This window comes from Mesorhizobium sp. (assembly GCF_004962245.1).
Taxonomy (GTDB): Bacteria; Pseudomonadota; Alphaproteobacteria; order Rhizobiales; family Rhizobiaceae; genus Mesorhizobium.
The window spans coordinates 30382-45204 of sequence record NZ_SUHQ01000026.1 but is presented as its reverse complement, the minus strand read 5'-3'; the positions used below and the strand labels follow the sequence as shown (position 1 = coordinate 45204).

The 14823-nt window shown below is 63.5% G+C and carries 16 protein-coding genes; 7 read left to right on the top strand and 9 right to left on the bottom strand.

Annotated features, from left to right (window positions below; genetic code table 11):
- The first annotated feature begins 262 nt into the window (after positions 1-262).
- Positions 263-547 carry an SCP2 sterol-binding domain-containing protein gene (locus tag E5X88_RS24585; RefSeq protein ID WP_292165882.1) on the top strand — a complete coding sequence of 95 codons (285 nt, stop codon included), beginning with the start codon at positions 263-265 and terminating at the stop codon, positions 545-547.
- 70 nt (positions 548-617) lie between these two features.
- Here E5X88_RS24585 and E5X88_RS24580 read toward each other — a convergent pair whose 3' ends face one another.
- Both E5X88_RS24580 and odc2 read right to left on the bottom strand, forming a co-directional pair.
- Entirely contained in the window at positions 618-1268 is a 651-nt protein-coding gene (locus E5X88_RS24580) for a GNAT family N-acetyltransferase (protein WP_292165881.1), read from the bottom strand.
- A gap of 99 nt (positions 1269-1367) precedes the next feature.
- Complete coding sequence (gene odc2, locus E5X88_RS24575; RefSeq protein ID WP_292165880.1) at positions 1368-2501, bottom strand: ornithine/lysine decarboxylase; 1134 nt, start codon at positions 2499-2501, stop codon at positions 1368-1370.
- Between the two features lie 542 nt (positions 2502-3043).
- Here odc2 and E5X88_RS24570 point away from each other — a divergent pair.
- From E5X88_RS24570 to E5X88_RS24555, 4 genes are all read left to right on the top strand, one after another.
- Entirely contained in the window at positions 3044-4246 is a 1203-nt protein-coding gene (locus E5X88_RS24570) for an amidase (RefSeq protein ID WP_292165878.1), read from the top strand.
- Position 4247: 1 nt separating this feature from the next.
- Positions 4248-5147, top strand: coding sequence for a LysR family transcriptional regulator (locus E5X88_RS24565; RefSeq protein ID WP_292165877.1), 900 nt, complete (start codon positions 4248-4250; stop codon positions 5145-5147).
- Positions 5148-5232: 85 nt separating this feature from the next.
- Positions 5233-5901 (top strand): DUF1007 family protein, encoded by a 669-nt coding sequence (locus E5X88_RS24560; protein WP_292165876.1) that lies wholly within the window; start codon positions 5233-5235, stop codon positions 5899-5901.
- A 58-nt stretch (positions 5902-5959) separates the two neighbouring features.
- Complete coding sequence (locus tag E5X88_RS24555) at positions 5960-7048, top strand: nickel/cobalt transporter (protein ID WP_292165983.1); 1089 nt, start codon at positions 5960-5962, stop codon at positions 7046-7048.
- A 33-nt stretch (positions 7049-7081) separates the two neighbouring features.
- Here the strand turns inward: E5X88_RS24555 and denD are convergent, their stop codons facing one another.
- The 4 genes from denD to E5X88_RS24535 form a co-directional block, all read right to left on the bottom strand.
- Positions 7082-8059, bottom strand: a complete 978-nt coding sequence (gene denD, locus E5X88_RS24550) for a D-erythronate dehydrogenase (RefSeq protein WP_292165875.1) — start codon at positions 8057-8059, stop codon at positions 7082-7084.
- A gap of 1 nt (position 8060) precedes the next feature.
- On the bottom strand, positions 8061-8267 hold the full coding sequence (locus E5X88_RS24545; RefSeq protein WP_292165874.1) for a hypothetical protein: 207 nt from the start codon (positions 8265-8267) through the stop codon (positions 8061-8063).
- Between the two features lie 63 nt (positions 8268-8330).
- On the bottom strand, positions 8331-9317 hold the full coding sequence (locus tag E5X88_RS24540) for a cation diffusion facilitator family transporter (protein ID WP_292165873.1): 987 nt from the start codon (positions 9315-9317) through the stop codon (positions 8331-8333).
- Positions 9318-9489: 172 nt separating this feature from the next.
- Complete coding sequence (locus tag E5X88_RS24535) at positions 9490-10176, bottom strand: GNAT family protein (protein ID WP_292165871.1); 687 nt, start codon at positions 10174-10176, stop codon at positions 9490-9492.
- 83 nt (positions 10177-10259) lie between these two features.
- Between E5X88_RS24535 and E5X88_RS24530 the strand changes: the two genes are divergently transcribed.
- Together E5X88_RS24530 and E5X88_RS24525 are read left to right on the top strand one after the other, a co-directional pair.
- Entirely contained in the window at positions 10260-11444 is a 1185-nt protein-coding gene (locus tag E5X88_RS24530; RefSeq protein WP_292165869.1) for a pyridoxal phosphate-dependent aminotransferase, read from the top strand.
- A 54-nt stretch (positions 11445-11498) separates the two neighbouring features.
- Positions 11499-11879 (top strand): YciI family protein, encoded by a 381-nt coding sequence (locus tag E5X88_RS24525; protein WP_292165867.1) that lies wholly within the window; start codon positions 11499-11501, stop codon positions 11877-11879.
- 13 nt (positions 11880-11892) lie between these two features.
- Here the strand turns inward: E5X88_RS24525 and E5X88_RS24520 are convergent, their stop codons facing one another.
- The 3 genes from E5X88_RS24520 to E5X88_RS24510 form a co-directional block, all read right to left on the bottom strand.
- Positions 11893-12648 carry an SDR family oxidoreductase gene (locus E5X88_RS24520; RefSeq protein ID WP_292165866.1) on the bottom strand — a complete coding sequence of 252 codons (756 nt, stop codon included), beginning with the start codon at positions 12646-12648 and terminating at the stop codon, positions 11893-11895.
- A gap of 289 nt (positions 12649-12937) precedes the next feature.
- Complete coding sequence (locus E5X88_RS24515) at positions 12938-13702, bottom strand: tellurite resistance TerB family protein (RefSeq protein ID WP_292165864.1); 765 nt, start codon at positions 13700-13702, stop codon at positions 12938-12940.
- Positions 13703-13825: 123 nt separating this feature from the next.
- Positions 13826-14749, bottom strand: a complete 924-nt coding sequence (locus E5X88_RS24510) for a rhodanese-related sulfurtransferase (protein ID WP_292165862.1) — start codon at positions 14747-14749, stop codon at positions 13826-13828.
- Positions 14750-14823 lie beyond the last annotated feature (74 nt).

Below are 14823 nucleotides of genomic sequence, written 5' to 3'. Positions count from 1 at the left end.
GAGCGGCTCGCGGATATTCAAGGCTGCCTGATACGCCCGGCGACATCGCATGGCAACCGCGATGCCGGTCGCCACAGGTAGTGTGGAGAGCACAGCTTCACTGCGGCGATACGACCATCTTCGTCACGCGGAACTGCGTTGACGTAAACGTCAACCCGAAGCTATATGCGCCAGCGACCGTGTCGCGAAATGCGCAAGACGGCGGCTTCGGCCAGATCGAAGTCCCAACATCGACAAACGCAACGAGACGAGGAGAACGGCCATGGGCGTTCAAGAGATTGCCGACAAGATCAGCTCGCGCGTGGCAAGTGCCGGGTTCGATCGTTCCGTGAAATTCGATACCGGCAGCGACGGCGTCATCGTCATCGACGGCGCGACCGTCTCGACCACCGACGCACCGGCCGACTGCACCATAAAGCTCTCGCTCGACGATCTGGACTCGCTGATATCAGGCGACCTCAACCCGACCATGGCATTCATGTCCGGCAAGATAAAGGTCGAAGGCGACATGACGGTCGCTATGGCACTCAGCCAGTTGATCGGCTGACTGTCCACCGATAGAACAAAGCGCCACCTGTCGGGCGGCGCTTTGCTTTTCTTTCAAGCCTCGATGAGATTTAGGCAGCAAGCGGCAGCCGCTGCACCTTCAGCTTGCGCCCTGCCGCCTTCAGCGTGCCCCGCGCGTCGGCGAGCGCGTCTTCCACCAGTTCCAGCGCCAGCAAGCGGTGCCGCTCATAAGGTCCCGGCATGGCCAGCGAGCCGGTCTTCTCCGCCGAGAACCCGAAGCGCTCGTAATAGGGCGCGTCGCCGACCAGCAGGATCGCGGCATGGCCGAGACGCGCGGCTTCGGTGACCGCATGGCGCATCAGCGCCGAGCCGATGCCGGCATTCTTGATTGTGGGATCGACGGCGAGCGGGCCAAGCAGAAGGGCTGCCCGACCGCCCTCACCCAGCACGACATCCCATAGGCGCACGGTGCCAGTGACCGCGCCCGAAGCATCGCGCGCGACAAAGGCCAGGCCTTCCGAAGGCCGGCGGCCGCGCCGCAGCCTTTCCGACGATTTTTTCTTGCGGCTCAAGCCCATGGCGCGATCGAGCAAGGCTTCGCGCGCCGGAACATCGGCAGCGGTTTCGGCGACGATGGCAAAAGCGCTGGCAATCTCCCCCCTTGAGGGGGAGATGTCGCCGAAGGCGACAGAGGGGGTCGCCGCGCATGAAGCGCCTGCCCCATGCGCAGCGCCTTCAACAATGAAATCTACAACGTCCATTTCCGTAATCCCTGGCGAGCGGAGATCTGTTCCACAGGCGAGCCGGAGCGGGCGATCCATTCGCCCGCCTCGGGTGATCTGAGCGACTCTTGCGAGCCGTCAGATCACGTAGGATCGGAGAGGCTCGAAGCCGTTGAAGGCGACCGAGGCGTAGGTCGTCGTGTAGGCGCCGGTGCCCTCGATCAGCACCTCGTCACCGATGGTCAGCGACAAGGGCAGCGGATACGGCGTCTTCTCGTACATCACGTCGGCCGAATCGCAGGTCGGGCCGGCGAGCACGCAAGGCGCGGTCTCGGTGCCGTCATGCGCGGTCACGAGCGGGTAGCGGATCGCCTCGTCCATCGTCTCGGCGAGACCGCCGAACTTGCCGATGTCGAGAAACACCCAACGCACATTGTCGTTGTCGGCCTTCTTCGAAATCAGCACGACTTCCGACTTGATGACCCCGGCATTGCCGACCATGCCGCGGCCCGGCTCGATGATGGTTTCCGGGATGGCATTGCCGAAATGCTTGCGCAGGGCCGTGAAGATAGCCTGACCATAGGCCTGTGCCACCGGCACATCCCTGAGGTAACGGGTCGGGAAGCCGCCGCCCATATTGACCATCTTCAGGACGATGCCTTCCTCGGCGAGCGTGGCGAACACCTTTTTGGCATCGCCAAGCGCGCGGTCCCAGGCGGTCAGGTCGGTCTGCTGCGAGCCGACATGGAACGACACGCCATAGGCATCGAGGCCGAGTGTCCTGGCATGGCGCAGCACGTCGACCGCCATCGCCGGCACGCAGCCGAACTTGCGCGACAGCGGCCATTCGGCGCCTTCGCCGTCGGTCAGCACGCGGCAGAACACGCGGGCGCCGGGTGCGACGCGGGCGATCTTCTCGACCTCCTCGACGCAGTCGACCGCGAACAGCCGGATGCCGAGCTGATAGGCGCGCTGGATGTCGCGCTCCTTCTTGATGGTGTTGCCGAAGGAGATGCGGTCCGCCGGCGCACCGGCGTCCATCGCCATCTCGACTTCGGCAACGGAAGCGGTGTCGAAGGACGAGCCCATCGCAGCAAGGAGGCGCAGGATTTCCGGCGCCGGGTTTGCTTTCACCGCATAGTAGATCTTCGAATCGGGAAGCGCCTTCTCGAAGGCGCGGAAATTGTCGCGCACAACATCGAGGTCGACGACGAGGCAAGGGCCGTTCGGACGTCGGGTGGCGAGGAAGTCAAGGATGCGCTGGGTAGCCATCGGGGTCTCTCCATCAGCGCCTTTCGGCGCGCACAAAGGCTGCGGGACGCGGGCTGTCGGCCTCGCGAACACGCGGTGGACAAAGGCGGGACGCCAAATCCATGGAACCAGCCGGTGGAGACCCCGGAACCATGAAGCGCCGTCTCGCGGCGGTGAACCTTGGCCTTGCCCGGCCTCGGTTCGCTTTGTCTGCCTTGGCTTGGATGGGAAACCCGTCCGCACTGCCGGCAATGAAGGTGTGCCTCTTCAGTAACCCCGGTCTTTGGACGACCGGCAGAACACCAGAAAGGCCCGCACCGTCGTTGCTTCAAGGTGTCCTCGGTCTGGCGGTTGGCCGCTAAACCGACTGGAGGGGTTGGCTCCAGTTACCTTACCGATTGCCCTCACCATTCGAGGATCGGCGGACACCCACAGGCACGTGCGACTTTGGGCAAGCGCGATATAAGAGCGAAGAGTTTCACAATCAATAAAAATCGTACGCCAGGTTGTAAAATTGCTGGCAGCGAACAATGTTGGACAGGCTGTATCCGGATATCGAACGCATGACAGGCACTCGCGGCCCCTTGAACGCTTTTCTCGACCTCGACCAGATCCCCGTTGCCAACGCGCAATCCGGCCCACTTGCCGGCTTGCGGCTGGCCGTCAAGGACATTTACGACGTCGCCGGCTACCGCACCGGTTGCGGCAATCCGCAGAAGTACCAGGAGGCTTCGCCCGCCGCGGCGACCGCGCCGGCGATCCAGGCGCTGCTTGATTCGGGCGCGCGCTTCGTCGGCAAGACGCAGACCGACGAGCTGGCCTTCTCCCTGATGGGGCTGAACGCGCATTTTCCGTCGCCGGTCAATCCGGCAGCACCGGACCGCATCACCGGCGGCTCATCCTCCGGCTCCGCCGCCGCGGTCGCCGGCGGGCTGGCCGACATCGCCACCGGATCCGACACTGGCGGCTCCATCCGCGCCCCGGCAAGTTTCTGTGGCCTGATCGGCCTCAGGGTCACGCACGGCCGCATTTCGCTCGACGGCACCATGCCGCTCGCCCCCTCCCTCGATACGTTCGGGTGGTTTGCCAGGGACATGACCACCTACGACAAGGTCGGCGCGGTGCTACTCGGCGACGACCTGCACCGCCACGAATTGCGGCGCGCCCTCACCCTGGGTGCGCTGGACGGGCTCGTGCTCGGCCCGCAGGAAGCCGATGACTATCGCGGCATGGTCCGGCATGTCTCTTCGGTGATGGGCACACCGAGGACCGCTGAACCGCTATCGCATTCCACCGACGATCTCTACTGGTGCTTCCGCAAGCTGCAGGGGTACGAGGCCTGGCAAAGCCATGGTGCCTGGATCTCGCAGAGCGACCGGATGCTGGGCCCCGGCGTCAAGGAACGCTTCGAGCATGGCGCGGCCATCGACGCCGCGACGGCGCGATATGAAACGGAACGGCGCGACGCCTTCCGCATCGAGCTCGCCGAGCGTCTTGGCGAGGACGGCGTCCTCGTGTTTCCGACCGTTCCGGGCGCCGCCCCGCTCAAGGCCGATTCGTTCGACGATTTGCAGACGTACCGCGAACGCGCGCTGAGGCTGTTGTGTCTTTCCGGCCTGTCCGGCTTTCCGCAGATCACGCTGCCGCTGGGCCAGGTCGACGGTGCCCCCTTCGGCCTTTCGCTGCTTGGACCGAAGAACAGCGACCAGCAACTGATGGCGCTTGCCGCGCGCATCCTTACAGCCCATCAAAGAAGGAGCGCATGACATGGATACGCTGACCCGCATGCGCGCCTTCATCGACGTGGTCGAGGCCGAAGGTTTTTCGGCAGCAGCGCGCAAGATCGGCCGCTCGAAGGCGCTGCTGTCGAAATATGTGCGCGAGCTGGAGGACGAGCTCGGCGCGCTGCTCCTCAACCGCACCACGCGGCAGTTCTCGATGACAGAGGCCGGCCACACCTATTACCGGCGCGCCTCGGAAATCGTGCGCGAGGTCGACAGCCTGGCCGATGCGGTGCGTGAATCCTCCGGCGACGTGCGCGGCAGGATCAAGCTTTCGGCGCCGCGCACTTTCGCCGACGCACCGATCGGCCAATCGTTGATCGATTTTGCCAAGCAGCATCCCGACATCGTGCTCGACATTCGTCTCGACGATCGCTTCGTCGACCTGGTCGAGGAAGGTTTCGATCTTGCCGTGCGCATTTCGCGGCTGGAAAACTCCTCGCTGATCGCAAGACGTCTGGCGCCGTTTTCGGTGCGGCTCTGCGCATCTCCCGAACTGATCGCGAAACATGGCATGCCGGTGCGGCCGCAGGACCTTAGCCGCGTGCCCTGCATCATCGACACCAACGGCCGCTGGCTGACCAACTGGCCGTTCAAAGGCGACAGCGGCGATACGGTGAGCGTTTCGGTCTCGGGTCCGGTCGAGGTCAACAGTCCGATGGCCGCAAGGGCCGCCGCCGTGGCGGGATTAGGATTTTCCATCCTGCCGGATTTCATCGCGGCGCCCGACATCGAAACTGGCCGGCTGATGACCGCGCTGGATGACCGCATCCTGCCGGGTGGCGGCATCTTCGCCGTCTATCCGCACCGGCGCTATTTGCCCGCGAAGGTTCGCGTCTTTGTCGACTTCCTGGTGCAGTGGTTCAAGACGACTGACAGCGCGTGAGCTTTCAGTCGGCTATCGGTCCCATTTTCGCCCCCTTTCTGGTAACTCTCGATATTTACCCAAGCTGATGGAATCGCGACCGAGAATGCACCTGAAACGGCAAGCAATCATGATGGCTTCGGCCATGGCGGCGACATTTGCCACGGTCGGGCCAGCCGAGGTGCATCCCCACGTCTTCGCCGAGGCCCGCCTCGAAGTGGTTCTCAGCCCGGATCACCAAAGTGTGAAAGCTTTGCGCCATCTCTGGCGCTTCGACGATTTGTTTTCGAGCACGGTGATGATGGAATTCGACAAGAATTCCGACCTGAAGCTCGATGACAAGGAGCTGAAGGATGTCGCCGACACCGTCCATGCCTCGCTGGCGGAGTTCAACTACTTCCAGCTCGTCACCGTCGACGGCAAGGACGAGGCGATGAACCCGCCCCCGCAACTGATGGCAAATTTCGACAACGACCAGCTCATCATTCTGTTCGAATCCGAACCGAAAGCGCCGACCAAACTGGCCGGCAAGATCGATATCGGCGTCTACGATCCGACCTTCTACACAGCGATCGATTTCACCGAGGATGCGAATCTGCAGGTCGATGGCTTGCCGTCGACATGCACGAGAAAGGTCATCCGTCCGAACCCCGACGAGGCTCTCGCCGAGAATCAGAAGACCCTGACGGACGCCTTCTTCAACGATCCGACAGGCACCGACATGAGCAAGATCTTTGCGACCAAGCTCGAACTGAGCTGTCAGTCAGAAGGATAATCCGGTGACGAAACCGTCCCTGCGTCTGGCGTTCGGCTTTTTGGCCATCGCCCTTGTGATGACGCACTTTCTTGGTGCCGCCCACGCCCAGAGCTCGCTCGGCATCGGCACCAATGACGGGATAGCTCCCTCCACCGGCCCGTTCGCCCATATCCTGATGTGGATCAATCTGCGCCAGCAGGAATTCTACCGAGCGCTGGCAACGGCGATGAAGGCGATGCGCGAGGATGGCAGCAAGCTGTGGCTGCTCATCGGCCTGTCCTTCGCCTACGGCATTTTCCATGCCGCCGGCCCCGGCCACGGCAAGGCGGTGATCTCGTCCTACATGGTGGCGAACGAAGTCGCGCTCAGGCGCGGCATCATGCTGTCCTTCGTCTCGGCCTTGCTGCAGGCGCTGACGGCGATCCTCGTGATGGTGCTCGCCTATTTCGTCCTGCGCGGCACCGCTATCTCGATGACCGACGCTGCATGGTTCCTCGAAGTCATGAGCTTTGTCTTGATCACGCTGTTCGGCGCCTGGCTTTTGTGGCGCAAGGCCGGCCCCGCCGTCCTTCGCCTGTTTGGCGCAAGCCCTGCCTACAGTCTGTCGGCCGCCCATGCCGGCCATTCGCACACAGGCCCCTCGCATCTCGCGCATGCGCATTCGGCGCATTCCCACGCGCTTCACGCACATGGCCACGACCACGACAGTCACGATGATGGCGCACACGACGATCATCACGGTCATGGCGGGCACGACCATCATCACCATGCGGCGGGCGAAGTCTGCGAGACGTGCGGACATTCACACGCGCCCGACCCAGCACTGCTTTCCGGCGACCGCTTCGACTGGCGCACGGCCTGGTCGGCGGTGGCTGCGGTCGGCATCCGCCCCTGCTCGGGTGCGCTGATCGTGCTGAGTTTTGCCTTGCTCAACGGGCTATGGTTCGGCGGCATTCTGTCGGTGCTGGCCATGGCGCTCGGCACCGCGATCACCGTCTCGGCCTTGGCGACGCTGGCAGTGACGGCCAAGAACTGGGCGGTCTATTTCGCCGGCGACGGCCGCTTGGGCAACCGCATCCACTCGATCGTCGAGATCGGCGGCGCCGCTTTCGTCTTCCTGTTCGGACTGCTGCTGCTTTCGGCGAGCCTGACGACTGGCGGATGACGCCTTTGCGCGTCCGATTGGACGGACAGTGCCCTAGCTTGCGACTTTGCCGTCCAGCTCATCCTCGATATGGGCGCGGATGATTTCGTCGAAGCTGGTTTCGGCAGCAAAGCCGAGCTCTCTCGACCGCCGCGCCTCGAACCGCGTCGGCCAGCCCTTGACGATCGCCCAGATCGTGTCGTCGGGCACCTCGCGGATCAGGTTCACCGCCTTGGCGCCGGCAACGCGTTCCAGGGCCTCGATCTGCTCGCCGACCGTGACGGCGACACCGGGCATCGTCAGATTGCGGCGCGGCCCGACGGCGCTGCCGTCGATCCCTGCTGCGTGGATCAAGAAATTCACCGCCGAGCGCGGGCTGGCGTGGGTGTGCACGACAGAGCGCGGTACCGGCAATATCGCCTCCTCACCCTTCAACGGCTCGCGGATGATGCCGGAAAAGAAGCCCGAGGCCGCCTTGTTCGGTTTTCCCGGCCTGACGCAGATGGTCGGCAACCTGATGCCGATGCCGTCGAAGAAGCCGCGCCGCGTATAGTCGGCAAGCAAGGCTTCGCCCATCAGCTTCTGCGTGCCGTAGGAGGTCAAGGGCGTCGGATGGAATTCGTCCGGAATGACATCCGGGAACGGTGCGCCGAACACGGCGATCGACGAGGTGAACACGACGCGCGGCGCATAGGACGCCAACCGGATGGCGTCGAACAGCGCCCTTGTGCCGTCGAGATTGACGCGGTAGCCGAGATCGAAATTGGCTTCCGCCTCGCCCGACACGACGCCGGCGAGATGGAAGATCACGTCCGGGTGCGACGCGACCAGCCTTTCCGTCGCGCCCGCCGCGGCAAGATCGCCGGTATGGATGGCGACGTCGACGCCTTCGATGACCGGCGCCTGTGGCGGCACGATGTCGTGAAGATCGAGCGCGGCGATCTTGCGGTCGCGGAGCGTTCCGTCCTTCGCCAGCCGGGCGATGAGCTTGCGGCCGACCATGCCTGCCGCGCCGGTAATCAAAACACGCATATCAATGATCCTTTTTGCGTTGGCTGCGGCCACGCAGCCAGAACACGATGAAGATGGCCACCATGAAGACAGCGGCAACGACGCCGGCGAGGATGGTCGAGACCTTGCCGATCGCCAGCATCACGGTTGGCAAATAGTAGGCAGCGATGCCGAACAGGAGCAGCACCCAAAGGGCGCCGATCGCCGCATTGCGCGTGTCGCGATCCATCACGCGACCCCGACACGGCGGGAATTCATCAAGTTCATTGCCAATGCCATGGAACTCCCGGTGTCAATGATAGTGATCATGATGCGGAGCCGCATCGTGCGCATGGTCGTGCTCGCCATCGTGCGCATGATGGCAGTCGGCGCATTGGCCGAATTCCGGCTCTACGGTAGCGTGGGCAATGCCATGCTCTGATGCAAGCCGTTTCTTGATGGCGCTGACCGCTGTATGGGCGTCGACGCCATCATTGAGGCAGGCATGCAATGTCGCCATGTTGCTTGACCCGTCGAGCGACCAGACATGCATGTGATGCACCTCGCGCACGCCTTTGACCGTGCCCTCGATATCCTTGGCGATCAGGTCGCGATCGAGGCTCGCCGGCACGCCTTCGAGCAGAACATGGGCTGCTTCGCGCATCAGCGACCATGCCGTGGACAGGATCAGCAGCGCGACAAGGACGGACAGGATCGGATCGATAGGCGTCCAGCCGGTCGCCAGGATGATCAGCGCCGCAACGATCGCCGCCACCGAGCCGAGCAGATCGCCGAGCACGTGCAGGATGGCGCCGCGCATGTTCAGGCTTTCACGGTCGCCGCCATGCAGCACGAAGAAGGCAGCGATGTTGACCAGCAGGCCGGCGATCGCAACGACCAGCATCGGCCCGCCGAGCACGGGCGCAGGCGTCAGCAGGCGTTGCCAGGCCTCATAGACGATCCACAGTGCAATGGCGAAGATGGCGATGCCGTTGGTATAGGCGACCAGCGTCTTGATCCGGCCGAAGCCGTAGGTGAGGCGTACGGTCGCCGGCCGACCGGCAAGATGAAAGGCATACCAGGCAAGGCCGAGCGCGATCGAATCGGCGAGCATGTGGCCGGCGTCCGCCAACAGTGCCAGCGATCCGGTGAGGAGACCGCCAAGCGCCTCCGCGACCATGAAGCCGGCGGTCAGGCAGGCCGCGGTCAGCACGCGTTTCTTGTCGGTCGAGCCGTGCACATGACCCGCGCCGTGGCTGTGGTCATGCCCCTGCGAACCATGGTCGTGGCTCTGCGCCATCTGCGAACTCCTGTTAGAGTCTGGTCCATCCCGGCAGAATCGAGATGAAGGCTCTGTCTTCTGTTTGGCCATGATCTTGCCCGATAACCGGTGTCCACTTTCCGGGATCATGGTCCTTCTTGTTTGACCATGATCTTGCCCGAAAACCGGCGTCCACTTTCCGGGATCATGGTCAGGCGCCGAACTCGGCGCGGAAATCCTCGAGCCGTCGCTTCTGGCGGCCTTCGCCATCGAAATTGGCCGGATCGAGCCATGCCTCATAGGCTCTGCGCAGCGCCGGCCACTCCTTGTCGATGATCGAGTACCACGCGGTATCGCGGTTTTCGCCCTTGACCACAAGATGCTGGCGGAAAATGCCCTCGAACTTGAAGCCGAAACGCTCCGCCGCGCGCTTCGACGGCTCGTTGCGGTTGTTGCATTTCCATTCGTAGCGGCGATAGCCGAGCTCGTCGAAGATGTATTTCATGAACAGGAATTGCGCTTCCGTCGCCGCCGGCCTGCGCGAGATCAGCGGACCCCAATAGATGTTGCCGATCTCGATCACGCCATGGGCCGGATCGATGCGCATCAGCGTCTGGCGCCCGGCGACCTTGCCGCTGGCCTTGTCGATGACGGTGAAGAACAGCGGGTCCTCGCTGGCTTCAACCTTGTCCAGCCACGGCTGGAAGACAGCACGAGTCTCCGGCGGATAGTCAGGCAGCCAGGCGAAGCGGCCGTCGGCGTCGGGCACCGACGATGCTTCGAATAAGCCGTCGCCGTGCTTTTCGGCGCTCAGCGGTTCCAGCCTGACGGTGCGCCCCTCCAGGACTTTGCGCTCGGGCCGCGGGCGCGGTTGCCAATTCTTGAGATTTTCCGACACCCAAAGCTCCAATCCGTTTGACTTTTGCGAAAGGACGCTCACAAAAACGCTCGCTCGGTGAAAGAACCACACGGACGGGAAAAATGCTCCACACGATTTCGGCCTTCGATCGTCTCGGCGAGGAAAATGCCTTCGCGGTGCTGGCTCGCGCCACCGCGCTCGCCCATCAGGGCCGCGATATCGTCAATCTCGGCATCGGCCAGCCCGACTTCAAGACGCCGCAACATATCGTCGAGGCGGCGATCAAGGCGCTGCGCGATGGCCACCATGGCTATACGCCGGCCAACGGCCTGCTGGCGACACGCGAAGCGGTGGTGCGCCGCACGCTGACCACCACTGGCGTGGAAGTGTCGCCCGAGGCGGTGATGATCCTGCCCGGCGGCAAGCCGACCATGTTCGCCGCGATCCTGATGTTCGGCGAACCGGGCGCCGAAATCCTCTATCCCGATCCCGGCTTTCCCATCTATCGCTCGATGATCGAGTTCACCGGCGCTGCTCCGGTGCCGGTGCCGATGCGCGAAGAGAACGGCTTTGCTTTTTCGGCTGAGGAGACGCTGGCGCTGATCACGCCGAAGACCCGGCTGCTCATCCTCAACTCCCCGGCCAACCCGACCGGCGGGGTCACCCCCCGCGCCGAGATCGAGAAGCTTATTAAAGGGCTGGAAGCGCACCCGGACGTCGCCATCCTCTCGGACGAGATCTACGACGTGATGACCTATGACGGCGAGACGCATTGCTCGCTGCTCAACTTTCCCGAAATCCGCGACCGGTTGATCATTCTCAACGGTTGGTCGAAGACCTGGGCGATGACCGGCTGGCGCATGGGCTGGTCGATCTGGCCGAACGGCGACAAGGGCGCCCATCTCTACGACAAGGTGCGCAAGCTGGCGGTCAATTGCTGGTCCTGCGTCAACGCACCGAGCCAGTATGCCGGCATCGCGGCCATCGACGGCCCGCAGGACGACGTCGACAAGATGATGCGCGCCTTCGACCGCCGCAGGAAGGTCGTGGTCGAGGGGCTGAACGCCTTGCCCGGCGTTTCCTGCATCACGCCGAAGGGCGCGTTCTATGCCTTTCCCAACGTCTCAAAAACCGGCTGGAAGGCCAAGAAACTGGCGTCCGCCCTGCTCGAGGACGCCGGCGTGGCGCTGATCGGCGGGCCCGACTTCGGCATTCTCGGCGAAGGCTACATCAGGCTGTCCTACGCCAATTCCGAAGAGAACATCCTGCGTGCGCTGGAGCGGATCGAGGCGTTTCTGGGTAAGTGAGACAGCTCGCTGTCGTCGGCGATAAACTTCACGATCGAAGAAAGGTGACGTCAGATGTTTTATGCCATCCTTGCCTATCACGTGGAAGAAGTGGTCGCGGCGTTGACGCCGCAAGAGGATGCGGCGCTCATGACCGACCTGCTCCAGATCAACGAACGGCTATACCGGGAAGGCACCCTTGGCCCGGCGGCGCGGCTCGGGGCGACACAAGACGCGTGTACCTTGCGCGGGCCGGGCGCTGGAATGGTCATTGACGGCCCCTTCGCCGAGACCAAGGAGCAATTGTTGGGACTCTACGTCGTCGACTGCGCCACGCGTGATGCCGCGATCGCGATTGCACGCGACCTTCGCCGAGTCAATCCAACCGCCGTTTACGAAATCCGTCCCATTTCGCTGTATCTTCCCGGCGTGCCGCTCCCGGTCAAACCATCCTAGTTAGGCCGGCCGCTCACCCTCGCCCGACGAACGGCATCTTTGTCGCCATCACGGTCATGAACAGCACATTGGCGTCGAGCGGCAGGCTGGCCATATGGACGACGGCATCGGCGACGCGCTGAACATCCATCACCGCTTCGGCGGCGATGGAGCCATTGGCCTGCGGCACTCCAACCGTCATCGCCTGTGCCATGTCGGTCAAGGCATTCCCGATGTCGATCTGGCCGCAGGCGATGTCATAGGGTCGGCCGTCCAATGCCAGCGTCTTGGTCAACCCGGTAATGGCGTGCTTGGTCGCAGTATAGGGCACCGAGCCTGGCCGCGGCGCGTAAGCCGACACCGAACCATTGTTGATGATGCGGCCACCCATCGGCTGCTGCCTGCGCATGGCGCCGAAGGCGGCGCGGGCACACAGGAACGAGCCGGTGAGATTGACCCCGACAATGTCGTTCCACACCTCGACCGGGATCTCATCGATCAATGTCGACTTGTAGCCCATGCCGGCATTGTTGAAGAGCAGATCGACACGGCCGAAAGCCGCCGCCACCGTCTCGAACAGATCGTCGACCTGGTCGGCCTTGCTGATGTCGCAGGCGACCGCCAGCGCCTTGGCATGTGTCGGTCCGGCCTCGGCGATCGCCTGGTTCAGCACCGGCTTGCGGCGCCCGCAGAACACCGTGTTCCAGCCGGTCTTGAGCAGCGCCGTGGCGACGCTTTTGCCGATGCCCGTGCCGGCGCCGGTGACGATGGCGGTTCTGTAATCTGTCATGGCTGTCCTCTTACAGCGGAGCGTGCCCTTTTTGAACGCGCGAAGAACGCTGCTGCACCTCGATTTTTGAGCAATTTGATTTTGCGCATGATCCCTTTCAAAAATCGATTCCGATTTCGGGTCATGCACCAGCCAGGTCCGACAAAAAGGGCGGCCATTGGCGACCGCCCTGATCCGAACCAGGCTTGGGAGGAAGAAAGCCGATCCGACTGGCTAGAATCATGCGCTTCCTGGGTAAATGAGATGTTAACGCGAAAGGACGCCGGATTCCCGCTCTCCGAACTGAAGCCTACCAGCGCGAATTGGCGGCGGCGTTGCCGGTTTTCTTGTCTGATGCCGGCACCCCTGACGCCGGCACCTTTGCCGCCGACACCGTCGCCTCGACATGGTCGACCAGCGCGTCCGGCAGGCCGAGCCGGCCGGCGAGCAGATCGAGATAGCCGCGTTCGGCACGCGTATCCGGATCGATGGTGAGGCGCGAGGCGGTATAGAGTTCGAGCTTCTGCGCGTCGGTTTGGGCGCCGGCGACCAGCGTATCCAGGTCGAGCGGCGTCTCCAGCTCCGACATCAGGAATTTCTCCGCGTCGGTGCCGATGCCCGCTAGGCTGAGCTTGCCGGCGATCTTTTGCCGTTCGTCGTCGTCGATATGGCCATCGGCTTTCGCCGCCGAAATCATCGCCCGCACCAGCGTCAGCGTGAATTCATCCTCGCCTTGCGGCGCCTGCGAGGGGTGGAAGCTGGTGTCGGCGGGCGGCGGCAGCAATTCCGGCTCGCCGGCGGCGGGCGTCTCCGCAGGCGCCTTGCCATTCTTGTAATTCTGGTAAGCCTTGTAGGCGAGGCCGCCGATCACGGCCAGGCCACCGAGCTTCACCGCAGTGCCGGTGACCTGACGGCCAGCGCCGGTTCCAAGCAGCACCGCGGCCAGCGCGCCTGCCGCCAGCGGATTGTCCTTGGCCATCTGCACCGCCTGACCCCCTTTTTCGCGGACAGTCGACCCCGTTCCGGGAATTTGCGAGCCGAGCAGATCGTCGAGGAGCTTCTTGGGATCGAACATCAATGCCTCCAGAATTGGCCCGGACGAACGTGCACGGGCAGGTTTCGGACGTCGAAGACGTAGGTCCCGGATATTGACATTACAATGACGGGCTTGGCCAATGATCGCAGGATCTACCGCTCCCTAACGGCCGATATGCGGCCGCCTGCCTTGCGCTTGCGCGAGCTCGACTTGGCGCTGGCGCTCGGCATAGCGCGCACGATCCTCGTCTGAACGAGCGTCGAAGCAGCGCGGGCACGAGACGCCGGCGGCATATTTCGGTGACAGCCGGTCCTGCCCGGTCAGCGGATGCCGGCAGGCGCGGCACAGTTCGGCCTCACCCTCGACCAGGCCGTGCGACACCGAGACGCGCTCGTCGAAGACGAAGCAGTCACCCTGCCAGAGGCTCTGTTCGGCGGGCACCTCTTCGAGATATTTCAGGATGCCGCCCCTGAGATGGAACACATCCTCGAAGCCGAGCGACTTCACATAGGCCGTCGCCTTCTCGCAGCGTATGCCGCCGGTGCAGAACATGGCCACCTTCCGGCCGACCAGATCGGCCCGGTGCTGCTCGACCCAGGCTGGGAATTCGCGAAAGCTCGTCGTGGCAGGATCGATCGCGCCCTTGAAGGTGCCGATCGACACCTCGTAGGCGTTGCGCGTGTCGACGACAATCGTGTCCGCATCCGAGATCAGCGCGTTCCAGTCGGCCGGCGCGACATAGGTGCCAGCGTTTGCCGCCGGATCGAGATCTTCGACGCCCATGGTGACGATCTCGCGCTTCAGCCGCACCTTCATGCGATGGAACGGCATCTGCGCGGCGCTGCTGTACTTGACCTCGAGGCCGGCGAGACCTTCGATGCATTCGAGATGGTTGATAAGCGCGGCGACCGCCGCGTCGCTGCCGGCGACCGTGCCATTGATGCCCTCATGCGCCAGAAGCAGCGTGCCTTTGATACCGCGTCCGCAGCAGAAGGCGGCGAGCGGCGCACGCAACGCCTCGAAGTCATCGAGCCGGGCAAACCTGTAGAGCGCGGCAACGCGGAAGGGTTGATTGGGCGGTGTCATCGCCGAAGCCACTAAACGCTGATGAAAGCCGATTCAAGGCTGGCACGTGGATCAGCCTCTCCTTGGTGGCTTCG